General features: G+C 38.8%; 23 protein-coding genes. 7 read left to right on the top strand and 16 right to left on the bottom strand.

Annotated elements, in window-relative coordinates; all coding sequences use genetic code 11:
* Nucleotides 1-41: 41 nt before the first annotated feature.
* The 5 genes from LXO72_RS08200 to asnA form a co-directional block, all read right to left on the bottom strand.
* On the bottom strand, nucleotides 42-182 hold the full coding sequence (locus LXO72_RS08200) for a hypothetical protein (protein WP_006595204.1): 141 nt from the start codon (nucleotides 180-182) through the stop codon (nucleotides 42-44).
* A gap of 12 nt (nucleotides 183-194) precedes the next feature.
* Complete coding sequence (nrdD, locus tag LXO72_RS08195) at nucleotides 195-2,405, bottom strand: anaerobic ribonucleoside-triphosphate reductase (RefSeq protein WP_233332059.1); 2,211 nt, start codon at nucleotides 2,403-2,405, stop codon at nucleotides 195-197.
* Nucleotides 2,406-2,529: 124 nt separating this feature from the next.
* Nucleotides 2,530-4,305 carry an MFS transporter gene (locus LXO72_RS08190; protein WP_233332058.1) on the bottom strand — a complete coding sequence of 592 codons (1,776 nt, stop codon included), beginning with the start codon at nucleotides 4,303-4,305 and terminating at the stop codon, nucleotides 2,530-2,532.
* Between the two features lie 157 nt (nucleotides 4,306-4,462).
* Nucleotides 4,463-5,737 (bottom strand): histidine--tRNA ligase, encoded by a 1,275-nt coding sequence (gene hisS / locus LXO72_RS08185; protein WP_233332057.1) that lies wholly within the window; start codon nucleotides 5,735-5,737, stop codon nucleotides 4,463-4,465.
* A 191-nt stretch (nucleotides 5,738-5,928) separates the two neighbouring features.
* Nucleotides 5,929-6,921 (bottom strand): aspartate--ammonia ligase, encoded by a 993-nt coding sequence (gene asnA / locus LXO72_RS08180; protein WP_048692049.1) that lies wholly within the window; start codon nucleotides 6,919-6,921, stop codon nucleotides 5,929-5,931.
* Nucleotides 6,922-7,323: 402 nt separating this feature from the next.
* On the opposite strand from asnA, the gene LXO72_RS08175 reads away from it, so the two are divergent.
* The 7 genes from LXO72_RS08175 (at nucleotide 7,324) to LXO72_RS08145 (ending at nucleotide 13,764) form a co-directional block, all read left to right on the top strand.
* Complete coding sequence (locus tag LXO72_RS08175; RefSeq protein ID WP_233332056.1) at nucleotides 7,324-9,003, top strand: LPXTG cell wall anchor domain-containing protein; 1,680 nt, start codon at nucleotides 7,324-7,326, stop codon at nucleotides 9,001-9,003.
* Between the two features lie 213 nt (nucleotides 9,004-9,216).
* Nucleotides 9,217-9,498, top strand: coding sequence for an autorepressor SdpR family transcription factor (locus LXO72_RS08170; RefSeq protein WP_061454612.1), 282 nt, complete (start codon nucleotides 9,217-9,219; stop codon nucleotides 9,496-9,498).
* Nucleotides 9,485-10,120 (top strand): SdpI family protein, encoded by a 636-nt coding sequence (locus tag LXO72_RS08165; protein ID WP_233332055.1) that lies wholly within the window; start codon nucleotides 9,485-9,487, stop codon nucleotides 10,118-10,120. Before LXO72_RS08170 ends, LXO72_RS08165 begins: the two co-directional genes overlap by 14 nt.
* Before the next feature lie 883 nt (nucleotides 10,121-11,003).
* On the top strand, nucleotides 11,004-11,207 hold the full coding sequence (locus tag LXO72_RS08160) for a gamma-polyglutamic acid synthetase (protein ID WP_233332054.1): 204 nt from the start codon (nucleotides 11,004-11,006) through the stop codon (nucleotides 11,205-11,207).
* Nucleotides 11,200-12,186, top strand: a complete 987-nt coding sequence (locus LXO72_RS08155) for an ABC transporter ATP-binding protein (protein WP_003010129.1) — start codon at nucleotides 11,200-11,202, stop codon at nucleotides 12,184-12,186. Before LXO72_RS08160 ends, LXO72_RS08155 begins: the two co-directional genes overlap by 8 nt.
* Nucleotides 12,183-12,977, top strand: a complete 795-nt coding sequence (locus LXO72_RS08150; RefSeq protein WP_003013825.1) for an ABC transporter permease — start codon at nucleotides 12,183-12,185, stop codon at nucleotides 12,975-12,977. Before LXO72_RS08155 ends, LXO72_RS08150 begins: the two co-directional genes overlap by 4 nt.
* Nucleotide 12,978: 1 nt before the next feature.
* On the top strand, nucleotides 12,979-13,764 hold the full coding sequence (locus tag LXO72_RS08145; RefSeq protein WP_003013947.1) for an ABC transporter permease: 786 nt from the start codon (nucleotides 12,979-12,981) through the stop codon (nucleotides 13,762-13,764).
* 590 nt (nucleotides 13,765-14,354) lie between these two features.
* On the opposite strand, the gene LXO72_RS08140 is transcribed toward LXO72_RS08145, so the two are convergent.
* The 11 genes from LXO72_RS08140 to LXO72_RS08090 are packed head-to-tail and all read right to left on the bottom strand — an operon-like array spanning nucleotide 14,355 to nucleotide 24,125.
* Complete coding sequence (locus tag LXO72_RS08140) at nucleotides 14,355-15,626, bottom strand: tyrosine-type recombinase/integrase (RefSeq protein WP_233332053.1); 1,272 nt, start codon at nucleotides 15,624-15,626, stop codon at nucleotides 14,355-14,357.
* A 10-nt stretch (nucleotides 15,627-15,636) separates the two neighbouring features.
* Nucleotides 15,637-15,894: a MerR family transcriptional regulator gene (locus LXO72_RS08135; protein WP_006152868.1), complete on the bottom strand. Its 258-nt coding sequence runs from the start codon at nucleotides 15,892-15,894 to the stop codon at nucleotides 15,637-15,639.
* Nucleotides 15,895-15,907: 13 nt separating this feature from the next.
* Nucleotides 15,908-17,020, bottom strand: coding sequence for a CHAP domain-containing protein (locus tag LXO72_RS08130; protein ID WP_233332052.1), 1,113 nt, complete (start codon nucleotides 17,018-17,020; stop codon nucleotides 15,908-15,910).
* 16 nt (nucleotides 17,021-17,036) lie between these two features.
* A complete protein-coding gene (locus LXO72_RS08125; RefSeq protein ID WP_001092961.1) occupies nucleotides 17,037-17,261 on the bottom strand; it encodes a hypothetical protein in 225 nt (74 codons plus the stop codon).
* 1 nt (nucleotide 17,262) lies between these two features.
* Nucleotides 17,263-19,149: a conjugal transfer protein gene (locus LXO72_RS08120; protein ID WP_233332051.1), complete on the bottom strand. Its 1,887-nt coding sequence runs from the start codon at nucleotides 19,147-19,149 to the stop codon at nucleotides 17,263-17,265.
* Nucleotides 19,150-19,160: 11 nt separating this feature from the next.
* A complete protein-coding gene (locus tag LXO72_RS08115; RefSeq protein ID WP_049546050.1) occupies nucleotides 19,161-21,665 on the bottom strand; it encodes an ATP-binding protein in 2,505 nt (834 codons plus the stop codon).
* A gap of 13 nt (nucleotides 21,666-21,678) precedes the next feature.
* Entirely contained in the window at nucleotides 21,679-22,089 is a 411-nt protein-coding gene (locus LXO72_RS08110) for a conjugal transfer protein (RefSeq protein ID WP_049503699.1), read from the bottom strand.
* Nucleotides 22,090-22,091: 2 nt separating this feature from the next.
* Complete coding sequence (locus tag LXO72_RS08105) at nucleotides 22,092-22,316, bottom strand: TcpD family membrane protein (RefSeq protein ID WP_003005585.1); 225 nt, start codon at nucleotides 22,314-22,316, stop codon at nucleotides 22,092-22,094.
* A gap of 9 nt (nucleotides 22,317-22,325) precedes the next feature.
* A complete protein-coding gene (locus tag LXO72_RS08100) occupies nucleotides 22,326-23,321 on the bottom strand; it encodes a conjugal transfer protein (protein ID WP_233332050.1) in 996 nt (331 codons plus the stop codon).
* A gap of 11 nt (nucleotides 23,322-23,332) precedes the next feature.
* Nucleotides 23,333-23,890, bottom strand: coding sequence for a conjugal transfer protein (locus LXO72_RS08095; RefSeq protein WP_233332049.1), 558 nt, complete (start codon nucleotides 23,888-23,890; stop codon nucleotides 23,333-23,335).
* Between the two features lies 1 nt (nucleotide 23,891).
* A complete protein-coding gene (locus LXO72_RS08090) occupies nucleotides 23,892-24,125 on the bottom strand; it encodes a hypothetical protein (RefSeq protein WP_233332048.1) in 234 nt (77 codons plus the stop codon).
* Nucleotides 24,126-24,135 lie beyond the last annotated feature (10 nt).

Below are 24,135 nucleotides of genomic sequence, written 5' to 3'. Positions count from 1 at the left end.
TTACCTCCCTATACGAGAAAAGCGAGAGCGGACTCTCACTTTTATTTTTTCTTAGCCTTTTTTAAAAATTGCTCTCTCAGGCTGGCTACCCGGTCTTTTTTATTGATTCCACCTGTCGAATGTTTTTCGTGGAATCGTTGAACCTGGGCCTTGCCCTTATCATCTAGTTGGTATTTTCCCATAATCTTCCTTTTCTAATCTGTCACTTGGTGTCCAGCTGATTTAATCGTGGACCCATTCATGTGTTTGACCCGCGCAGCGATTTCCTTATGACGTCCATTAACCATCGGACGTGCTTGAGGATTTCCTAGATAGCCACAGGTCCGTTTGACGACATCGACCGTCTTAGGATCACTATTGCCACAGTTTGGACAAGTAAAACCTCGTTCGGTTGGTGTAAAATCCCCTTCAAAATCACACTTGTAACAACGGTCAATCGGTGTATTGGTTCCGAGATAGCCGACCCGGTCATAAGCATAATCCCAAACCGCCTCTAGTGCTTTTGGATTTTGTTGGAGAACTGGATACTCGCAATAGTGGATAAAGCCACCGGAAGCCCCTGCTTCTGGATAGACTTTTTCAAAATCCAGTTTCTCAAATGGAGTTGGGTTCTTGCGGACATCGTAGTGGAAACTATTGGTGTAGTATTCCTTGTCTGTGATATCCGGAACCTGACCAAATTTCTCCGTATCTAGGCTACAGAAGCGATCTGTCAAACTTTCTGACGGCGTCGAATAAATCGAGAAGTGGTAATCATACTGGTCAGACCAGTCTTCCACACGTGCTTTCATATCCTTGATGATATCAATCGTGAATTGCTTGGCTTCCGGATTCTGTTCCCAGTTTGGACCATAAAAAACGGTCGCGACTTCATAGAGTCCGATATAGCCCAGAGAAACGGTCGCTCTGCGATGACGGAAGAGCTGATCTACCTGGTCATACTTGCCCAAGCGTTTCCCGAAAGCCCCATATTGGTAGAGGATCGGTGCATTGGCTGGTGTTGCTTCTTTGGTGCGTTCCACCCGGTAAACCAAGGCATCTTCAGCGATGTTCATCCGTTCATTAAAGATTTGCCAGAACTTCTCCTTGTCTCCGCCTGATTCCAAGGCAATCCGAGGCAAATTGACCGTTACAACTCCAAGATTCATCCGGCCAGAATTAACTTCCACACCATTCTCGTCCTTCCAACCTTGAAGGAAAGAGCGACATCCCATCGGCACCTTGAAGGAGCCTGTCAACTCGACAATCTTGTCATAAGACAAAACGTCTGGATACATACGCTTGGTCGCACATTCCAAGGCCAATTGCTTGATGTCATAGTTAGGCGTTCCAGGTTCTAGGTTGAGCCCCCGCTTGAGGGTAAAGATCAGTTTTGGAAAGATAGCGGTCCGATGTTCTGAACCAAGTCCCTTGATTCGAATTTCCAGAATGGCCTTTTGAATTTCCCGTTCGAAGCGATTGGTTCCAAGACCAAAGCCCAGCGAAGTAAAGGGCGTTTGCCCATTTGAGGTAAAGAGGGTATTGATCTCGTACTCCAAGGACTGCATGGCATCATAGATGTCCTTTTTCGTTTTTTGCCAAGCATAGTCCTCGCGTTTTTCAGGGAGAACCCATTCCTCTGCATCTTTCAAGTGCTTCTGATAATTCTTTTCTGCATAAGGAGCCAAGACCTCGTCGATCCGATCTGCTGAGCAACCCCCATACTGGCTAGAGGCTACATTGGCAATAATTTGCGAGATCTGAGCCGTTGCAGTTTGGATGGACTTGGGACTCTCTACCTCAGCATTCCCTATCTTAAAACCATTACGTAGCATGCCTTCAAAATCGATCAAACAACAGTTGGTCATCGGGGTATAAGGGCTATAGTCCAAATCATGGTAGTGAATATCCCCTTTTTGATGGGCATTGGCTACGTGTTTGGGCAACATTTTGAGACCAATGGATTTTCCGACAATTCCTGCTGTCAAATCGCGCTGGGTATTAAAAACGTCGCTGTCCTTATTGGCATTTTCATTGACGACAGCTTGGTCCTTGTTGAGGAGCTTGCCGATGGTAAAGTTGATATCCGTCGCTTTTGAGCGCTCAAAATCACGCTGCGTACGATAGGTAATATAGCTCTCGGCAATCGCATATTCATTGGCTTGCAGTAACTCGTGCTCAACGACATTTTGAATCTCGTAGATTTTTACGCCATGAGGGAAGCGTTCCAAAATTTCAGCCACAATCCGGTCTGTTACGATTTCTAATTTCGCTTCTAAGGCCGGAGTGAGGCCGGTCACTTCTTCTGTCGCTTTGACCAAAGCACGGTAAATTTTATCGACATCAAACTTGACCTTCCGCCCATCTCTCTTTTCCACAAAGAGTTGGGGGAGACTTTGGATATGCTCTTCTCGTAACGTTATCATGCGCTCGCCCACTTTCTGTTTTTACAAATACAATTCACTCCATATTATATCACTCAAAAATAAAAAATCAATATCTTGTGGAAAAAAATGTTATTTCATTTTAAAACCACAAGATATTGATAGTCTATTTATATTGGTACAAGGTGTACTGGGAACCTTTCTGGTTCACTTTTTCATAATTTTTGGTCAAAACTTTTTTCAGAGCAGACGTTACATCTAGGTCCTTATTGACCACAATAAACTTCGGCTTGGCTTGCTTAATCTGATTGATCAGATTGGTTCGGTTTTCCCTCGGACTGAGATAGGCCGTCGGAGTTAGGAGGGGCGAAGATGCCAAGCGGCCACTTTCCTGATAGAGATGGGCCGTCTGATCCCAAGCATAGATGGTATCCTTGGAATCACTATGACTCTTGATATACTGGGCAATGGTGCTTCGTTCACTCGCTAGGTTGTTTTGGAGAACAAATTGATTCACAACTGGATAGCCAACTAGATAAGCCATTGCCAAAATCGGCAGGAAGGCTTGACTGGAGAAATAAAGGTCCCAGATAGAATTGTTCTTCATCTTCCGGCGCTGATAAGTGGACTCTTCTCCCGCAAACCAAAGAGCGAACAAGGGGAGACCAAAAGGTAAGAGGCTAAGGAACTGATAGGCCCCTTGCTCTGGTGTCCCAACCACAACAGTGGCAACTAGCAGAAGACCAAACCAACTCATAAACCGAATTACACGTTGACCGCTTGTCGATACTTTTCGGAAAGACATGACGAAAGCTGAAGCGAAACCAAGCGTTAATAGCAATAAACAGTAATAAACTAGGTTAGCAAATAGGTGACCCGCATCAAACCGGAGGGAGCGGAGACTGTACAAGGTCTGATGGATTGCATACCCAAAGGAGCCGTTCCACACGGTGATGTAGCCTAAGGGATAGAAAAGAAGAGAGAATCCCAAGAGGGCAGCGAGGAATTGATAGAAGCCGCGAGCAAATTTCTTTTGCTTCACATGATAGGCTGTCAATCCAAGAAAAGCAAGCAGATAAAAAATCACACTCAGCCATGGCACCATCATAAAGGCCAAACAGGCTCCTGCGCCATAGGCGACAAAGGATTCATCTGTCTTCTCACCTTCTAGATAAGCGAGAATGAAATTCATAGAGCCAAATAGGAAGGGCAGGGCATAAAAAACAGCATAATTGCCACCAAATCCAAGCACTCCAGCAAGAAGATAGAAGAGTAGCTGAACTTGTCCTGCAATTTTTTCACTTGCAACCAAGCTTCTGACCATCCGATACAGGCTCGTCCCAGCAAAAAAGTAGGCTAAAATCTGGAAGACCACCAGGAGAACTTGACCTCCTACCAAACTTCCTAAAGCGCTGATCCCGTAGTAGAGCAAACCATTGACCCCAAAGAAATGACCATAGGGAACTTGACCTTGAGACATTGCCCAACCGGCATATAAGTCCTGGGTTTGTTGGTTAGTCGCCAGTAAGTTGATAAAAGGAAGAGCTACATGGACCATCCCAAGCAGGACACTAAAAGCAATGGGTAGTGACAAGGGAACTGGTCGCTTAATGGCATAGCGCCCCAACGACTTTTCATCTTCTTGATCTTCTAATGTCTCTCCTACATCCTCTTGGTCTTTCGATCTCGCTTCAACCTTCTCTTTGCGACGATGACCAGAGCGTGATAGGCGACTTAGAGTTCCGGTCGAAGCTTCTGTTTCCACCGTTTCTCCAGCAATCTGGCTCTCTTCCTGGTTCTGCTCTGATTCCACCGGTTGACTGGCCGTCAAAACTTCTTCTTCCCGGCTAATTGATTGTTCCAATACCTTTCGTAGCTCTTGAGTATCTTGAAAATTGGACCCGACACTTAAGCCAAGTTTATGCGATTCTTTTTCACTCATACCTTGTTTTTTCCTTTACTAGACTTGCAAGCGCTAAAGGGCACATGCATACCCTACTAGTATATCAAAAATGGACCCAGCTGTCAGCTTTCTCCACAAGGAGAAAATAGAGGACATGCAAAAAGACCGATACCTTCTCGGCATCCGTCTTTTCTTTTTATAGTTGACTCAAAATAGTTTGAAAATCATTTTTTACTTCTTCGATGGACGTGGTCACTTCCTGACGAGTCTGGTTGTTTTTGACGGTGATTTGCCCACTTTCAATCTCGCTACCACCTAAGGCAATGATAGTTTTGGCCCCAAAGACGTCAGCTGACTTGAACTGAGCCTTCAACTTACGGCCTAGGTAATCACGTTCTGCGATGAAGCCTTGACGACGAAGGGCCTGAACCAATTCCAATGCGGCCACTTCTGCTTCTGAACCCAACACAGCAATGTAGACATCCAATGACGTCTCAACAGGAAGCTCAACTCCTTGTTTATCGAGAATCAACAAGAGACGCTCGAGTCCCATCCCAAAACCGAAACCTGGCGTTGCTGGTCCACCAAAATATTCTACCAAGCCATCGTAACGACCACCCGCACAAACGGTCAACTCATTCCCATCTACTTCTGTCACGAACTCGAAAATAGTGTGATTGTAGTAGTCTAGGCCACGTACCATATTGGTATCGATGACATAGTCAATTCCGAGACCGTCTAGCATAGCCCGTACGGCATCAAAGTGTGCCTGGCTTTCTTCGTCCAAGTAGTCTAGGATAGATGGAGCCTTCTCAACCGCTTGCTTGTCTTCTTTTTCTTTTGAGTCCAAGACGCGGAGCGGATTTTCCTCTAGACGACGTTGACTATCTTTTGAAAGTTGGTCCTTCATTGGAAGGAGGTAGTCGATCAAAGCTTGGCGATAAGCTGCCCGACTGGCTGTGCTACCTAGGGTATTCAAGTGGAGGACGACATTTTCAATGCCAATCTCTTTGAAGAATTGGTCAGCCATGGCAATCGTCTCAACGTCTGTTGCAGGATTGCTAGATCCAAAGCATTCTACGCCAATCTGGTGGAATTGACGCAAACGGCCAGCCTGAGGACGCTCATAGCGGAACATAGGACCAATATAATAAACCTTGCTTGGCTTTTGAACTTCTGGTGCAAAGAGTTTATTTTCAACATAGGAGCGGACTACTGGTGCTGTCCCTTCCGGACGCAACGTGATGTGACGGTCTCCCTTATCATAGAAGTCGTACATCTCCTTGGTCACGATATCCGTTGTATCCCCTACCGAACGACTAATCACCTCGTAATGTTCAAAAATAGGTGTGCGGATCTCTGCGTAATTGTATTTTTTAAAGGTTTCGCGAGCAAATCCTTCTACATATTGCCACTTAGCGGATTCCTGTGGCAGGATATCTTGGGTTCCTTTTGGTTTTTGTAATTTCATAGACACCACTCCTTTGCTTGCTTTGTACTATTTATTCTATCACAATTTCTAGTCCGTGACAGCGCTCAAGCAATAAAATCAGCCTACAAGCCCATCAGGAATAGAAAAAGATAGCTTCTCCAGCCCCATAAAAATCGAGCCCGCATCACATGCAAGACTCGATTTCTTTCGTTGCTTTACTTTCAACTATCTTATAAGATATTTTCATATTGTTCGCGAACTTCCTGTGGCCAGACGCTGGTTTGGACTTCTCCGATATGTTTCTTACGAAGCAAGAACATGGCCATCCGCGATTGACCGATCCCACCTCCGATAGTTAGTGGAAAGAGGCCATTCAAGAGCGCACGGTGCCATTCCAATTCTAAACGATCTTGATCTCCTGTAATAGCAACCTGGCGCTTGAGAGTATCCTCATCAACCCGAATTCCCATAGAAGATAATTCGAATGCCGCCCCTAAGTTATCATTCCAAACAAGGATATCCCCGTTTAAACCCTTGTAGCCATTTTCAGTTTCCGTTGTCCAGTCGTCATAGTCCGGCGCCCGTCCATCGTGTGGTTTGCCATCTGACAAGACGCCACCAATCCCAATCAAAAAGACTGCTCCATATTCTTTAGTAATAGCATTTTCCCGTTCTTTCGGCGTCAAGTCAGGATAACGCTCTACCAACTCTTCTGTGTGGATAAAGGTGATTTGCTTCGGCAGGATTGATTCAATATCATAGCGAGCTTCGACAGCTAACTCCGTTAGACGAATGGCCTTGTAGATTTTTTCAACCGTTTCCTTCAAGTAAGCTAGGTTACGGCTCCCGTTTGGAATGACCTTTTCCCAGTCCCATTGGTCAACATAAACTGAGTGGGTCGCATCCAACGAATCTTCATCTGGACGAAGGGCCTTCATATGGACGAAGAGACCTTCCCCTTCTCCAAAGCCAAATCGCGCCAAGGTATGACGCTTCCATTTTGCAAGGGAATGAACCACTTCATAAGTCTCATTTGGAATTTGTAAGACCTTTACAGAGACAGGGTTTTCCACTCCGGATAGGTTGTCCTGCATCCCATCTCCTACCTTGCTCAAGATTGGGCCTTGAACCTCAACGACTTCTAGTTTGTCTTTCAAATATTGGGTAAATGTTGTTTTTACAAATGAAATTTCTTCTTGTTGGTGAATAAAACTCTTCTTCATAGAGACTCCCTTTAAATAGTATGATTTTGATTATACGCTTTTTTAGAGAAAAATCAATACTTACTGCTTCAAAAAGGGGTTTTGAAAGCTATTTCAAGACCCTCTCCTTTCAGCTATTTAACCTATCTATTTTATACTCATTTTTATTTTAACAATCAAAGTTATACTGTTGAAATAAGGCGCTTTTTGTGCTACAATCTATCTAAGAAGACGATCTTGTGATTGTTTGAACAAAGGGAGGGTTTCATTCTTAACAACACCGTAACTAATAACCGAGTAACCTGTCGCAATACCGTGTCGTTTAATAGCGACTCCATCTTTTGGAAACCTACTGATAGTCTTAGTTGAACTAATAGTAGGATTGTTTATTAAACACCCATTTTATGAAAAAGGAAGAAATTTATGGATAAAAAGAAATTTTGGATTTTCCCATTTGTTCTTTGTTTACTAGCCACCCTATTCACTTTAGGGTTGAATAGATCATCTGCTGAAACATCGACTGTTTCGGTAACAGGAAAATTTGCGGATACGATTACCAGTGTCAACGTCACCAATAACGAAGGTGGAGATCTCACTTGGGAGTTGGAGCAATGGGCTACTTTCCGAATTAATGCCACCTACGATTTAGCTGGAAAAAATGTCAAGGCAGGGGACACCACCGTCGTGACTGTGCCAGAGGCCCTCATCATTTCTTCAGACAGCTTTGAGATTCGAGATGTTAACACCAATGAGGTCATCGCTCATGCAACCGTCGATGCTGCAAAAAAATCGATTTCCCTCACCTATACAGACTATGTTGAAAAACACTCTGACACTAACGGTTCCTTCTTCTTCTATGCACGGATTGATTTCCAAAAGCACCCTGAAAAAGGAGAAATTCCGATTGAAATCACTATAAACAACGAGCTTAAGGTCGGTGGTAAAGTGACCTTCAAGGGAGTTGGAGACGGCAATCCCAAAGTCTTGACAAAGACAAGCTGGGTGAATTCAGACGATCACAAGAAGGTATCCTATACCATTTCTGTCAACCGGACCAGAGAAAATATCAATAGCGTGACCATTGAAGATCACATGAAATTTACCAACGCTTCTTATGTGCCTGGCAGCATCAAAATCTTAAAAGGGAACTTTGCCTTTGTAGCAGGTGAATGGCAATTTAGCGATCGAACAGATGTCACTGACCAACACAAGGTGACGATTAGTGAAGACGGTCAATCCTTTGTAGTTGACTTAGGCGATATCACTGAAAAAGACCAGTATCGTATTGCTTACGACGTTCAGCTCAACTACGAGCCTGCAGATGGTGAACTCCTAAAAAATGATGCCATCTTAAAAGGTAAAAATACTGTGGTGAAAGAAGTAACCAATGCTGCTGCTGTACAAATCGCGGGTGGCTCCGGTGTCGGTTATGTATTTACCATCAATATCCACAAAGTAGATGATGCCAACCAACCTCTTCAAGGTGCCAAATTCAAGGTCGTACGTCAGGCGAACAACCAAGTCATCGGTGAGTATGTAACCGACGAAAATGGGAACATTACTGTCAGTGCCTTGCTAAAAGATAAGTATATCTTAACTGAAACAGAAGCACCCGCAGGCTACAGCATCAAATCTGCAGATACAGAAGTCAATGCTGAAGATTTCGGAGCCGATCACTCAGTAACTAAGACGATCGTCAATCCGAAGGAAGAAACAACCACTACTACGACCACTACTACAACGACTACTTCAACGACTACGACGACTGAAGAGCCAACTACTACTTCGACTACTACAACAACCGAAGAACCTACTACATCTTCAACTACTACAACAACCAAAGAAGATACAACAACGACGACTACGACAGGTGAAACAACGACAACAACTACCACAAACGAAGAACCTACTACTAAAGTAACGACTACTCCAACACCAACTCCGTCATCTTCAACAACTGAAGGTACCGGCGATGGCAAAGGTAAAGGTCGGAAGAAAGTTCTCCCAAGTACAGGTGAAGTTGCCGCTACTGGATTCATTGTTCTCGGAGCAGTTGTTCTATCAGGTGCTATCTTATTGAAACGTAAACTCTCTCATCAATAAACCTGACTAAATCGCAACCTCTAGCTAATAGCTAGAGGTTTTTTTGTGTCTTCTAAAATAACATTTCTACTGGCAACAACATCTTCCTAGCAGGTCACAAGGAGATCCAATTTAAACCTATTTTGAATTTTTTCAAAATAGAGTTGACAAATCTATCTGGAAGTACTAGAATCTATTTAGAAAGAAATCTAAATAGATTGGAGAAGATAGAGAATGAATTTTGCGCAAACATTTAAAGCTTTATCGAATCCGATAAGAAGAAGTATCTTAGAACTGCTAAAGGCAGGGAAATTATCCGCTGGCGATATCGCTGGCCACTTTGATGTAGCAGGAGCGACCATTTCCCATCATTTAAGCATACTCAAGCAGGCAGATTTAATTCGAGAGGAAAAAGAGAAGAATTTTATCTACTATGAACTCAATACTTCTGTCTTGGAGGATTTAATGGTCTGGCTCGTTGATTTGAAAGGAGATTCTACTGATGAAAACAAATAAAACCCTATTGACTGTAACTTCTACCGTAACACTCTTCCCCATACTTTGGGGCTTGATAATTTGGTCGCAATTGCCTAACCAAATCTCGATTCACTTTGACGCTGCTGGTCAGGCCAATAACTTCCAATCGAAAGCACTAGCTGTGTTTGGTCTTCCTGTTTTCCTTCTCTTGGTGCATCTGTTTGTGATCTTTATGATCGGACGTGATCCTAAGAACCGTACTATGAATGAGAAAATGCTCAGAGTGATCTACTGGCTGATTCCAATCGTTTCCTTAATTATTTCCTATCTCATCTACAGCAAAGCGCTAGGTTCTACTACCAATCCATCTGTTTTTGTTTCGGCTTTGCTAGGGCTCATCTTTGTGATCATGGGCAACTACATGCCTAAGCTAAAAGTGAACCATACAGTTGGAATCCGCCTACCATGGACTTTACAGAGTGAAGATAACTGGCACAAAACCCATCGCTTGGTAGGGAAATTGTGGGTCCTCGGAGGCTTGATCCTCCTACTGGAAGCAGGCCTTCAATTCGCCGTCCCTTATGTACTGGGGATCGTCATCCTCACCATTGTTCTCATTCCGATCCTGTATTCTTATCAACTAAGTCGGAAAAATCGTTAGTATAAAAAACAACCAGAGAAGAAGCAGTCGTGAACTGTTTCTTTTCCGGTTGTTTTTGCTTGTTCATCGTTTCAAATTCAAAACTTTCAGGAAAACACTAATTTTTCGGAAAGCTTATAGTATATTCTTTACACTTAGCTACTATATTCTAATTTCAGACAGAATAGTATCTTTCTGGATAGTTGACTCAGTTTTCTTCCATTATATACTATTATTGAAGGAAAACCATTGATAAATTATAATTGTAAATAAAATATTTAAAGCAATTCCCCTATTTCGCTTAAACTTATTCAAGTTTTATGAAATTAATCAGTAAATATCGTTCTGAAAAGACTTGGTATTACGCTATTTTTAGTCCAACTGAAACTCATACTTTCCAAACCAGGTCTTAAGAAAGCTCGTAAAGCATCACAATTATCAAAACGTTAATCAACACGCTTATATCAACGTTTACAGACATTTAAGAAATTTCTCTTGGATGTCTTTTTTTGTCTAGCTAAATTTTACAAATTGGGCAATTTAGGTTACTCAATAATATAAAAAAGATAAAAATTTAAAGTTCGAATTTTAATTTTAAAAAAAGTAATTATTATTGAATATCTATTCAAACATTTTTTCTTTTCTAAGGTTAATAGAAGTATATATACTTTAAAAAAGGAAGTCAAACATCTTGCTCATAGATTTTTGCATTTTTAAAAAATACATTTTGTCATATAATAATGTGGAAAATTGACGGATTCCTTAAATAATCATATAATACGAATATGTAAACCCTTACATACTATTCTACTTATACTTGATAAAATGCAAGTTCTTGAGGATCTATAAATATATAGACACTCTTCTATTTATAAAGTGAAATAAAGAATCACGGAGAAAGTTTATGGATATTAAAGAGACATTCAACCAGCTAGACAATACAAAATTTAATGATTTCAATAATCGCCTTGAAGGTTTTGAGAAACTTTTTAAAGACAAATATTATTTTACCCATCCCGAAGATTTTAGCTCAATCTCTAGCATTTTGGTAAAGTATGGAAAAAGTACAAGTAAATATATTTTATCGAAAGGAGAGATATATGAGTGAAATAGTTATTAATGCTCAGAATTTATCTAAAAATTTTTATAATTTTGATTCAAGACTCCCATTTATCAAGAGATTTTTGAAACGTAATCAAATAACGATTCGAGCTGTTCAAGATATTAGTTTTACGATTAAGAGAGGGAGTATAGTTGGCTTTATTGGGAGTAATGGAGCTGGTAAATCCACAACGATTAAAATGTTGACTGGGACTCTTTATCCTAGTTCCGGAAAATTAGAAGTGAATGGAGAAATTCCATTTAAAAGAAGTATAAATTTTAGAAAAAAAATTTCAATAGTAGTAGGAAATAAATTACAGTTATTTCAAGATGTTTCGGCTATGGATTATTTTCAATTGATTGGTACTTTATATGAGGTAGAACCGGCGATTTTACAAGAACGAATTCAGGAATTAAGCAATTTGTTGAATGTAAAAGATCAGCTTTACCAGCAGGTCCGGACCCTCTCTCTTGGACAAAAAATGAAAATGGAGTTTATCGCGGCATCTTTAACAAGTCCGGAAATATTATTTTTAGACGAGCCTACTATAGGGTTAGATATACAGTCTAAAAAAGATATCAGAACATTTTTAAAGAAAATGAATGAAGAATGTCATACTACTATTATTTTAACGAGTCATGATATGGATGATATTTCGTCTGTTTGTGACGAATTAATCGTCATTGACAAAGGAAAAATTATTTTGCAGGAGTCAATGGATGTTATTTTATCTAAATTTTCTGATTTTAAATATTTAAAGATAAAAATGACATTAGATTTGGTACCAGAGTTATGCTCTGTTAAAGGAGTAGTAGTCATTTCTCAAACAAAATCGGAATGTATACTAAAAATACCTAGAGATTTTGTCTTTGAGACATTAGAATCAATCAATAAGCTTGTAGATATAGAAGATTTTGAAATATCAAATCTTTCTTTAGAAGAAATTATTTTACAAAACTATTTTACAAAAAAGGAGCACAATTGAAAAAAGAAATGTCTATTATTCTGATATCATTTCGATCTATTTTGAACTATAAATCAAGTGTACTATTGTTAATGTTACAGGCAAGTATACAAATTATGATATCAGTATTTTTATGGACGTATATATATCAGAGTAACCAGATAAATATAGCAGGATATGATTTTACCTCAATGGTTCAATACTATTTGGGGACTATAATTTTTTCATATTTTGTTTTTTATCCAGTTGATTGGGAAATCAATGACGATGTTCATTCAGGAAATTTTTTTAGCATATTAATAAAACCTGTTACTTTTTATAAGTATTATTTTTGTAAAATGCTTGGAGATAGGCTTGCTCATTTATTATTTATCATCATTCCTGTCATTTTATTCTCCAGTGTTTATTACAAGAATGAGTTATTAACCATTGAAATTCTTATTTTAGGAAGTATTGCAATTATTCTATCTATGGTTCTATGGTTTTTAATATCATGTTGTGTAGGTATGCTTTCTTTTTGGTTAGAAAATATATTTTTTGTCCTTACTGTTAAAGAAATAGTAATTCAGTTTTTATCAGGAATATTATTGCCTTTAAGTTTTTTTTCAAATAATTTTCGTCTGTTTTTAGATGTATTACCTTTTAAATACTTAGTATATGAACCGCTTCAGATGTTTAGTAATGATACATATAAATTAATAGACTATTTGAGAATTATTTGTATTCAATTGATTTGGTGCATCATTTTTTATATTATATCAAGATTCATATTGAGAAAAGGAGTGGAGCACTTCTCAAATGTGGGAGGATAAAATGTTTAGAATAAAAGTAATTTTTAGGCTACTTCATTTTGGTTTTAAATCTGATATGAATTTTCATTTTGACTTCTTTTGTGGTCTATTTTCGTCGATACTGTGGATTGGTTTACCTATTGTATTTTTTAGATTGATTTTCTTAAACATAGACTCTTTTAATGGTTGGGACTATTATCAAATTTTATTTTTGGTAGGTTCCTACACTATTGTAGATGGAGTTATGATGGGATTGTTAATTAGAAGTATGGGAATTTTAGAATCAGATATTTTGAGTGGTAACTTGGATCAAATTTTATTGAGGCCGTTTGATACTCAGTTGTTCTATATTTTTAGATCATTTAATTTAGTTCAATTCGTGAATACTTTTTTTGGTCTTGCGATCATTTTTATAAGTTATGGAAATTTAAATGTACATTTAAATTCATTAAAAATATTATTTTATATCCTTTCTTTAATGTGTGGTTGTATTATATATTATTCAATTTGGTTTCTAATAACGATTAGTTCATTTTGGTTCCCAACTAAATTTTCAAAAGTAGATGTATTTTTGAATTATATTGGAATTTCTAAGTATCCATATAATATTTTTACAGGTATTAACAGATTGATCACTATGTTATTTGTTCCCAATTTATTAATTGCCAATCCTGCAGTATTAATATTTTTAGGGAAAGATACATTGAACCTATTTTTCTATCAAATAGTTTTTACAGTTTTTTTGATTATTATCAGTCGTACAATTTTTAGAAAAGGATTGAAAAAATATGAAAGTGCAGGAAGATAAACAATGTTGTTCAGTTATATGTTTGACTAAAGGAAGTGATTCGCTGTACTTTGTTTTGTGGTCATTGAAACATCAGATAATTATAAACTATAATTTAAAGAATAGTATTATTAACTTATAGGTGCTAAGAAAAAATTTAAAGAAATTCCCTCATTCAATCAAACTTATTCATATTTTTTAAAATAAGAAAATAGTTGGATTTTGATGATGGTTGATATAAAGCTAAACTGAAAGTACCTGAAATCCAACTGTGTCAAACCAGGTCATACGATCTGTGAGAAAAAGAACACATAACAAAAAGAGGAGCTTCACAATAAAGTTCCTCTTCTTTTATATATCCGAATCATTATTCTTATTTCAAAAAAGGTAGTGAAAAAGGTAGTGATTCGGTTGATTTATATTGCAATGTAGTGAAATTTAGAATTTCAAGAATCGCTTAAAATCAAGGTTTCTAACATCTATTGACGTGTAGTGAACCCCTATTTTACTTCTGTAAAAGTTAAATTATATACTTACAAAGCTTATTTTAACAGACTTTATAACTATTTATGAAGAAAAGGTAGAGAAAAAGGTAGAGTTTAAAATGACTGTTAATTCTCACCTTTTATTTGTGAAAGTCTTTCCATTAAAATATCGACTGCTTCATTCTTTCGGTTAGGATCTAATTCTGCATATATATCCATTGTAGTTGAAATAGATCTGTGACCCATACGTTCTTGCAATTCTTTCCAATTTGCTCCAGAGTTAAGCATTAAAGATGCATGAGTATGGCGGAATAGGTGAAAACCATAATGAGGTAAACCTAACTCTTTTAATCGTTTAATAAGAGTAGCTCGCTCATTTCGATCAGCCATGTAATTTCCATAGATAGTGGGAAATATCAACTTAGATTTTGGAAGCCCATGTTTTTCAAAGTAATTATTCATTTCATTGTTAAAATCTTTAAGTTCTTGAATAATGGTAATAGGTACTGATACTTTGCGATTTCCTGAATCAGTTTTCGCAGAATTTTTACAAATAACCTTACCTTTAGTACCTAAGGTTTTATCTCCTCTCCTCCACATAAGAGTTTTATTTACGTTAATTTCTGATGAGTCGAAAAGTAAGTCATCAACTTCCAATGCTAACAGTTCATTAATTCGTAAGGCAGAAGCTAAAAGAGTATTACAAATAACTTTAAAGCGCCTGTTGGCTCTTGAGTTTGGGAGCGTATCTAAGTAGTTCAACCATATAGCGATATCTTTTTCATGTAGAACTTGAACTCGGTTTTGAGACGATTTAGGCTTGGGTGGTATTCTGACTTGTTTTGCGGGATTATTCTTTAGATTAAAATGTACCATTCCAAAATCAAGAATATCTTTTAGTTTATGAACGACTGCACCATAATCAGATGCCTTTCCTTTATCTGCCTTACGTTTTCCCTTATTTATTTCTATTCTAGCTTTTTCTGCTAGCTGATCAACCCATTTTTGAACTTCAGTAGATTCAATAGAATCTATTTTATAATCACCAAATTTTGGAAGGATATATGTATCCAAATACCCCCTTACTCTATTTCTAGTATTATCAGAGGATACCCAAGATTTATAACTATCATACCAAACTTCCGACAATTCTTTTATAGTACCGACAGGTATAGTTTCTTTTCGAGTACAATCATTTTCTTCAAATTTTCTTTTAGTCTCTAAATATTTGCGATCTAAGGCTTTTAGTGTTGGAGCTGATATAGTAGTTGTAACTTGTTTTCCTGTTTTTTTATCAGTTCCTAAATAAGCTCCTTTCATAGAATAAGTTATAGAACCATCTTTTTTGATTTTCTTAAGAACTTTCTTATTGTTTCTTTCTATTGTCTCAATTTGCATTTAGTTCACCTCAGATGGTCAAGAATTTAAGAATATCCCCACGTTTATAATACACTGTTCGGGTCCCTTCGATTGGTGGCTCCAATCGTGGCAGTCCTTTACGTTCCCAACTTTTGAGTGTATTAGGGGAAATATTCAGTTCTTTGAGGACTTCCTTTTGAGTCATGATTTCTAACTGATTAGTATCTGATCTTTTATCTAGAAGATTTACCAGAACCTGTAATAGATTTTCGATTTTATCTAGTTTTACTTGTTGTAGTGTATCCATATAATTATCCTTTCTAATGTCCTATAATGTATGTAAATTGTTTGGCAGTTTCTGCATCAAATGTACGGTAACTAATGATCCCTAATCCTTTCACATTACACTCCGAGACGAGAATTGAACCATCTGATTTGACCTGTTCCACAAATGAAATATGTCCGTATATTGGATCAGCTCCAGCTTGTCCAGGGCTAAATGATAGAGCAGAGTGTTCTGTTGGTGTATGGGTTATTGTGAATCCTGGCTTATTCATCCATTGACCACCATTTCCCATAAATGGATCAAAGTTGACTCCGACTTGTTTTCCACGGTTGAAGACATACCAGGTACATTGTCCCCAAGGATAGGTACTAGTGATATATCCTGTGGTATCAATAGCTGTTGTCAAACTATAACCTACAGGTATATCATTTGAAGTGACTCCTCCACCATCTCTAGTTTTTCCTGTAGTTTGTTCAGGAGCTTTTGGTGTTCCTCCATGTTCATCAATGAAGGTATCCAGTTTTTGCATGGTTTCTGCACGTCTTTTTCCTGATCCGGTGGTATCTGTGAAATAGACCCCACCATCAGTTGCTGGATTGAGTGTTCCATTCGCAAACTTTTTAGCTTTGTCATCTTGAATTTTGAAGGTTTGGTTCTTATTTCCAATGATGGTTTGTTGGGTTAGTCCGACAACAGCAATCTCATCATTAAAGTTATTGGCATATTCTGGATTGGAGTCATAGGCCCCAAAACCAAACATATTGGCTCCAGGATTAGTGGCTACCCCAGCAGTTCCAAGGGAACTTTCATTCAGTGCGATCGCAACGATTCCACGGACATCAAGATTAGATTTAGCTTCCCATTCGAGGAGCTTTTTCCCATTAATTCGGTTCTTATCATAGGAGATTCCTAACGTATCTAAAAAGCCATCTAATTGCTCTGCTGTGATACCGAAGCGATGAACCAGTAGGTTGTGAGTATAGGGATCTCCATCTGACCAGTGATCCGCATAAGTCACTCCATTTTGGGATTGGGGTGAGCCATTCGTCCCACCACCTCCGACAGCCCCCATAAGGATAATGATGATGAGGACCGGTAGAAAGAGAGGAATGAGACCGGCTAATAGAAACCATTTTAGTTTTTTCATCGAATCTCCTTTCTAGTTAATGTCTTATATAAGCAGTGAACAAAACCGTCCCAAACCGCCATTTTGCATCTAAAACGACTGAATAGGACTTAGCCTGTAAGATGATTTTGTCTCTTTCTTGTTCTGAGACTGGAAACAAAAGAAGGAAATCGACTGAGCGTTTTCCTTCTTGGTAGGCTTGATAAAGAGTTTCTTCAAGAACTCTTGGAAAAGCAGTTCTTGAACGTATCTTGGTATTCATATCATTCTCCTCTAAGTTGTTTTAAGCGTTCTGTTAATCGGTCTCTTCGTTCAATATTGGCTCTCAATTTATCATCTCGTGTCATGGTTTTCCTATAAGCACGAGTGAAGGCATTCGATCCTTGGGCTTTGTACATAGCTTGAGGATCTTTATATTCCTCTAATTTGTGCTCAATACTATTAATGCGGAGCTGTTTAAATGGAGAAATCCACTCTTCTTTAAGAGTTTGAAATTCCTCGTTTGAACTTGGTGTTGGCTCTACTGTGATTGCGGATTCCATTGAAGGAGTTGGTGGTATTTTTTCTTCAACTGGTTTAATCCCTTCTAGCGTTTGCTTTGTTTTCGGAATGTTTGGTTCTGGAGCATCTGGACTTATCGGAGTCTCAAGTGTTTCTGCTGGGAGCACTTCATCAGGTTGGTGCTCTGATTCTTTATTGGTAAAGAAAGAACCAACATTTTGGAAGTGACTCTTGGCATTCATGAGCATTCCAGCTCCGAAACCAGCACCTGCTAAGGCAAAGTTCCCAAGGTGTTGAGCAGATGAGAGACTTCTCGATGGTACTTGTGAAGCCACCTCTCTGGTCTTTGTGACCCCTTTTTCAACTATGTATCCAATATCATTCGCAACCATTCGTGCTTTAGATCCAAGAATGAATTGTATCAGTTCAGCTTTGTATTTCCATAGAAGGAAGTATACAAGTCCTTTTGAGACAACTGAAATGAGTAGTTTAAAGACAAGGCCAAAGATGATCAATGATGGAAGTGTTTTAAGGATGCCATCAAAACCTGTAATGACGATATTTTCGATCATTTTTTCAATGTAGAAGACTAAAAGAGTTAATAGACTCGTGATAGCTGGGAAAAGCAGCCCACCAAACATGACTTTCAGAACTCCGAAAATCAGATCCTGCATTCTTGGTACAAAGGACATCAATAGCACAATCGGAAAGAGCAGGATCATCATCAAGACGAGTGTTTGCGCGATGACGTTTAACATCTGAATCAAAATAACCGGTATCGCTAATACAAAAGCTTCACAGATTTTGAAGATGACGTAAAACATGCGAGTAAAGATGAAATCTGGCATAGCTGAAACCCAACGGTTCTTTTCACCATCATCATTGGCTCCATTTCCTAGTTCATCCAGATATTTATTACGATCTTTCGATTTAACCGCTTTAAAGTTTCCATTCTTATCGCCTGTTCCTAATACCTTACTATCGTCAAAAGTCTCTTGTTTCCCATCTTGGCTGTTCTTATATTTTCCATTTTCTTGACCTGTATTGACAAAAACATAGGCTTTATAAGAGGTCTCTGCAATATAGCTATCTGCCATGGAATCGCCAATTTTAATGGATTTATTATTTCCATATTCCACCTTGATATTCGTGATATTTTTGGTGACATCTTGAGAGACATGGTTAATAGTATCTAGCAGATACAGACCACCTGATGTTCCAGCAATTGTTCCAAAATAACCAAAGCCAAGGATGAGAACTAGAAAGACATGAAGAAGAGTTCTTGAAAAAGCTCCCTTAGAAAAGAAAAACTGATAAAAGAGATAGAATGCTAGAATCAGAAGTAACATTGAGACGAGTGATTGTTTTGCGACTCCACCAGAGCTTGAACCAATGAATCCTTTCCAGATATTCATCGCTCCATTAAATACATAGTTCTTGTAGTTGGAGTAGAGATCAATCTTTTCAAGAATTCGAATCAGCAAAGAAAAGAAGCCCACCACTGCGTTTAGAATGAAAAAGAAGAAGTTGACGAAAAGCTCATTAATCAGAACCCAAGCCCCATTAAAGGAAGCAAACCCAGTCGGCTCCATATAGGACTTGAGAGAGAAGATATCGACTCCCCTTAGTTTGTCAAAAGCTTCTTGCATGGATTCACCTCCTAACTAGCATATTTATTTTCAAGGCTTGATGATACCGTAGCTTTCATTGGTTTTAGAAGCATATCAATATCTTCAAAGATGTTGTGTACGGAAATCATATTGAGATTGCCATAGACGTCATAGTACAGGCATTGGCCAGAGATCATATTATCAATCCATTCGAGATTGCTTTCAGTGACTTCGAGATTAACGTGTTTTAAGATATCTTCACGTTCAGATTTTTCATAAAAAGCAAAGATAGTCCCGAACCCCGTTGTATCATCGTCATTTTCTGCATCATGTACAGATTGAGTAATCAGTGCCAAGGTATTATTTTTGGAGCGTCCAATCCGACGCATATTTTTGATAACGGCTTTTCCTTCTGCCGACTTCATAAGAATCCATGCTTCATCAAAGAACTCAATGGTATCTTCATTTTCATTTCGTTCTCCAAAGTGAGTACAGAAGGCACCAAGTGCAAACATGAGAGCAATAGAGTTGCGTTCATGATCTGAAATTTTTGTGGAATCGTCTTTTGGTAGTTTGAGGTTATTAACCTCTAGGATGGTCACTCGTGACTCGTAGTTAAGTCCTTGAGTGGTTCCATCTGAAAAGGCTAGTTCCAAGATAGAGTTTGTGACAATTGAGGTCAGATAACGACCAACCGAAGCAATTTCAGCGGAAGTAGAGTCTCTCAGAACTTTTAGGACGTGTTTAAATCCGACCTTCTCACCAGCGACTCGTTTCTCCACAATCGCATTAATAGCTTCTGTGATAGCTGTTTTTTGATCCATCGTGACATCATCTACAGCTTGTAGTAGAAACTCAAGCATGTTTTTTGCGACCTCTACAGCTTGTTCTTTATCTAGAACGACAATAGGGTCTAAGACTCCGTGGTTGGATGGTAGTGAGCTATCCAGTGTTACAAAGTTAAAGTTCTCAATCTGTTTCTTGCGTTCAGGATAGAGACGTGTGAATTCAGTCGAGTTGATTACTTCTTGGTAGTGATTCCTAAGTTCACGTTTAGGGTCGATATAAAGGGTTTTAACATTTTGTAAAGCCACACTTAAAAAGATGATCTGAGCGAGGAAAGACTTTCCTTGTCCTGTTGCGCCCGTAATAATGATGTGCGGGTTCTTGGTAATCTTTCCAGCGATATCTTCCTTATTTCCCACTGTCGCATTATAGAGGACAATGTTCTTTGAGGAATCAATAGCTTTCGCGATATTGTCCCAACGGCCTGTCCAGTTATCTACTCGGCCAATATACCAACCAATACGGTTTCCAGAAGAAGTATTTGTGAAAGGCATGAGTTCTGAAAATCCACGAGCTGTGACCATATGTGTCCAGGTGCGAGTTTTCTTTTGGAGGTTTTCTCCATAGAGCAGCGCTTGAAAGAGATAAGGTCCGTCTTGAGAGGCTTCACTAATTTCGACTCCCATATCATCAAAATAGTTCAAAACCACTTGCCGTCTTTGTCGTAGTTGGTTCACACTAGAAGCAGAAACAATCAGATAGGCTCCGTATTCGATGATATCTTCCTTGTTTCCGACTTTCTTCATTAAGTCCTTTAGGGAGATGGACCCCATGATGATCTCGTCTTGTTGGACAGTATCAGTATTTTCTGCCTCTTCCATGATGTTTCTGTAACGTGTATTCGAACGTCCCATTCGACCCTTGATTTTACCAGTATCAATGAATTCTGCCTTGATTCGTAGCTCTACAGGAAAGTTCAAACGTTGGATAAATTCACCTAGGTGAAAGCCGTTGAATTGAACAGGAAATTTACCTACAGGAAGAATAGTTACAAAGGAAGAGCCGTAAGGGCTTTCTAGTTTGAGGAAGCCACCTTTTAGGACTTTGATCAAGGTGTCTGTGATATTGAATTGAGCACGATTAGCGAGTACCTCTTTCTTGTAGTGAGGGATATAGCGAAGGTACTGCATCCGCTGGTAATAAAAGAGTTCTTCATTGGATAAACGTTTTGCCCGAAGGACAGAGAAGGCTTGAAAAATAGTGAATTCATCACTTTTATAGTCTTCATACCAAGTGGGGCTTAACTCATATTCGTAACCAAGACCCTTGGCAATTTTTTCTGAGAACTCATTGAAGCTCTCATAGGCCAAGTCTTTGACGGTCGCTCCATGATTTTGTTTGCGCAAGGTCACTCCAACGACCCAGTCAAACTGATAAGGAATTTCCATTTCATCCGTTAGACGATCCACCGTGTAAAGAAGAAGTTCTTCTCCTAGTTCTCGGCTGTCATCTGCTAGAGCATCTGAAAAGTCCCGCATTTTCTCTTCTAAAAGATAGTCTTTAGGGATCAGAGATATTTCAAAGAACTTGTTTTTCTGAAGCTTCTTCATCATTTGAGCAACAGTGATTTTGTGTTTGCCCTTTTTTTCATCATCCGTAATCGTGATAGGAGTGTTTGGAATACGATAATAAGCAACGACTGTTTGATCTTTTTTGAGAGCTAGATTTTCATGTGTTTCCCTAATTGGATAAGTTAAGGTAATACTCATAGGTCCTCCTTTTCTATAGATTTGTTTTTTCAAAGACAATTTCTTCTACAGGTTCTATTCGATCTTCATGGTAGATGGCTTTTTTATTGATCTTGAAGTCCCAAAAGTAAATCAGGTAATCTCCAATAAAGACGTGCATCTTCTTACCGTGAGGCTCATATTCCGTATAGAACTTAGCCAATTTGTAAGGGAGATACCAATAGAGCAAGAGAGAAATTGAGTGAGTGATTTTTGCGAGTGGCACAAAGATAAATCCTCCAAAGAGTAACATGGCCACAAAGACGATGATAAAAACAATGAAAAAGGACAACTGCATAGGTGTTGCAAAGTACCATAGTCGAGTGCCCTTTTTTGTCTTAATTTCTTGGATCCAATAAGGAGCATTTAGGCCCTTACTGTAATCATACAGTCTTTCTTCGTTCATACTTAAAGTCCTGATTCAATACCGAAGAGTCGTAGGAACCAGCCGACTGCTTTTAGGATATCTTGTCCTTTGGCAATCGAAACAATAACGGCATAGAAACCAACGACAGAGAAGAGTTGAAGCCAAGAGCTGTTTCGCCAAGCCTTGATCGCTAAGAGCACCGCAATGGCAGTCAGGATCCAAATTCCATCGCCCTGGAGGAAGGTTCGTAGATTGTCTGTATTCATAGAGTTCTCCTATTCTTTATCATTTGCATAATTCAGTGGAATGGTGTGTTCTAGTTTTGTGACATAGTAGGTCTTTTCTTTTTCTGAGAGGGTAAAGGTGAAGTTTTCTGAATGAGTGGTCCCTCCGACCTCAAAGGTTGCTTGAACATAAGCGATTAGGTTCTGACCGTCTTTTTTAAGATAAGTATAATCAATTGTTTTGAAGGTGGTATTGGCTATAATATCGACATCCTTAGCAATCAGATTGAGGTTATCTTGATTGGTAGTATAGTTGGTAAAGAAGACCTTGAGGAATTTTTCAACCTTTTTACGCTGACCATCTGAAAAGTGATCGTTAGCGGTTAATTGAAGCTGATCGTCTTCGCTAAAGTGTCCAGCTTGTGAGGATTCAATAGCAGAGAACCAAGGAAGGCCAGAAATATAATATTTCCCATCTTTTTCATCAAATGGAATATTGAAACCTGTCACAATTTCTTTTTCTTCCGTGTTATTATCCCGACGGATAGTTTCCTTGTATTTGATCTTATAGGTCGCAACCTTCCCTTCTACAGTCACTAACTGAGAATAGAGAAGCTCACTAGGATTTCGAACTTGACCTTGAGCTTTTACATCAGGAATGAAGTTGTAAAAGCTGTTTAAGTATTCCACTTGAGCTTGTTGTTTATCCCCTTCTTGTGGGAGGGTGAAGTAAGCATAGACATAATCATTCAGGTAATACTGGAGTTTGTAGTCATATTTTCTACTAGACTCCATAGGCTGTGCCTTTTGTTTTTTAGTAGCCTCGACTTGAGCTTGTAGTGCTCCTACTTTATTTGATAGTGTGATAGCACGAAAGGATCCCAAGAGACCAACAAAAAGGAGGAAAGAAATTCCTCCTATGACTGCGATATTGATGGTCTTTTTATTGGTAACTTTTAGTTTTGGTGGGCCTCCTTTTTTCTCCACCTTTTTAAAGTGTGAGAGATATTCTTTTGCTTGAAGCAAGTAGCGTTTGGCTTTATCCATAGATCCTCCTTTTAGAGAGCAGCTAGTTCAATGAGCTTTGAGCCTTTTGCATAGAGGCGCTTATTGGCTTTTTCGATCTCGCCATTAATGTAATAGTAGCCTCGAAGCTCAGTCTGGAGTTGTTCGATCAAGTCAGGTTTTAGATCCTTGGCTTCTTCTTTTTTTAGGAGACTATTTAATTCTCCAGCTTTGGTCCAAGCCTCTCTATGATCTTTCTTTTTAAGTAATTCCCCCAGTTCATTCGTAACTTGAGAGACTTTCTTTTCAAAAATAGTTTTAGTAGCCATTTCAATTTCCTTTCTAAATGTTTCTTGATTGTCTTTGATGGCCTTTTGGATATAAGTAATGAGTGAAGGGCGCATTTTTTTATTTACGCTCAATACTTGACCATCTAGCGTGAAACAGGCATGTTCATAGGTATAAAATCCTCTATTATCTGGAAGTTCTTCGGTACACCTACCAGCACACTCGTAGTAGAAGTCCTTGCCTTTTCGTAAGAGAATGTACATATGCCAGAATTCATGTTCTGGAAGAAGCAGAAAATCTGCTTGATAAATTTTCTTTAGCATCTCAAGAAGCCTCAAGCAGATCATCGTAACCTAGAGCTTGGTAGATAAAATCTGAATCAAACCAGAGCCAGTCATTGATTTGTACTTCTGTTGGTGTATTCCCAGAGAAGATATCTTCACAAATGATGGTTAGGGTATCCACTCCACCACGTTCTCGGACAGTATTCAAGGTGGTTAGTCCACCAGACCAGGCTTTAAAGTTGTCTAGTGAATTGATTTGAACTTTGTATTCCATATAGTTTTTC

It is taken from the genome of Streptococcus sp. XMC (assembly GCF_021341835.1).
Classification (GTDB): Bacteria; Bacillota; Bacilli; order Lactobacillales; family Streptococcaceae; genus Streptococcus.
This window is presented reverse-complemented; position numbering and strand designations above follow the sequence as displayed.

Coding starts and splice junctions, on each gene's coding strand:
- LXO72_RS08170 (WP_061454612.1), top strand. CDS start 9,217: ATGAATTTTGCGCAAACATTTAAAGCTTTATCGAATCCGATAAGAAGA.
- nrdD (WP_233332059.1), bottom strand. CDS start 2,405: ATGATAACGTTACGAGAAGAGCATATCCAAAGTCTCCCCCAACTCTTT.
- LXO72_RS08130 (WP_233332052.1), bottom strand. CDS start 17,020: ATGAAAAAACTAAAATGGTTTCTATTAGCCGGTCTCATTCCTCTCTTT.
- hisS (WP_233332057.1), bottom strand. CDS start 5,737: ATGAAATTACAAAAACCAAAAGGAACCCAAGATATCCTGCCACAGGAA.
- LXO72_RS08165 (WP_233332055.1), top strand. CDS start 9,485: ATGAAAACAAATAAAACCCTATTGACTGTAACTTCTACCGTAACACTC.
- LXO72_RS08190 (WP_233332058.1), bottom strand. CDS start 4,305: ATGAGTGAAAAAGAATCGCATAAACTTGGCTTAAGTGTCGGGTCCAAT.
- LXO72_RS08095 (WP_233332049.1), bottom strand. CDS start 23,890: ATGCTAAAGAAAATTTATCAAGCAGATTTTCTGCTTCTTCCAGAACAT.
- LXO72_RS08175 (WP_233332056.1), top strand. CDS start 7,324: ATGGATAAAAAGAAATTTTGGATTTTCCCATTTGTTCTTTGTTTACTA.
- LXO72_RS08145 (WP_003013947.1), top strand. CDS start 12,979: ATGTTTAGAATAAAAGTAATTTTTAGGCTACTTCATTTTGGTTTTAAA.
- LXO72_RS08155 (WP_003010129.1), top strand. CDS start 11,200: ATGAGTGAAATAGTTATTAATGCTCAGAATTTATCTAAAAATTTTTAT.
- LXO72_RS08160 (WP_233332054.1), top strand. CDS start 11,004: ATGGATATTAAAGAGACATTCAACCAGCTAGACAATACAAAATTTAAT.
- LXO72_RS08120 (WP_233332051.1), bottom strand. CDS start 19,149: ATGCAAGAAGCTTTTGACAAACTAAGGGGAGTCGATATCTTCTCTCTC.
- LXO72_RS08110 (WP_049503699.1), bottom strand. CDS start 22,089: ATGAACGAAGAAAGACTGTATGATTACAGTAAGGGCCTAAATGCTCCT.
- LXO72_RS08100 (WP_233332050.1), bottom strand. CDS start 23,321: ATGGATAAAGCCAAACGCTACTTGCTTCAAGCAAAAGAATATCTCTCA.
- LXO72_RS08135 (WP_006152868.1), bottom strand. CDS start 15,894: ATGGATACACTACAACAAGTAAAACTAGATAAAATCGAAAATCTATTA.
- LXO72_RS08140 (WP_233332053.1), bottom strand. CDS start 15,626: ATGCAAATTGAGACAATAGAAAGAAACAATAAGAAAGTTCTTAAGAAA.
- LXO72_RS08125 (WP_001092961.1), bottom strand. CDS start 17,261: ATGAATACCAAGATACGTTCAAGAACTGCTTTTCCAAGAGTTCTTGAA.
- LXO72_RS08105 (WP_003005585.1), bottom strand. CDS start 22,316: ATGAATACAGACAATCTACGAACCTTCCTCCAGGGCGATGGAATTTGG.
- LXO72_RS08115 (WP_049546050.1), bottom strand. CDS start 21,665: ATGAGTATTACCTTAACTTATCCAATTAGGGAAACACATGAAAATCTA.
- LXO72_RS08200 (WP_006595204.1), bottom strand. CDS start 182: ATGGGAAAATACCAACTAGATGATAAGGGCAAGGCCCAGGTTCAACGA.
- LXO72_RS08090 (WP_233332048.1), bottom strand. CDS start 24,125: ATGGAATACAAAGTTCAAATCAATTCACTAGACAACTTTAAAGCCTGG.
- asnA (WP_048692049.1), bottom strand. CDS start 6,921: ATGAAGAAGAGTTTTATTCACCAACAAGAAGAAATTTCATTTGTAAAA.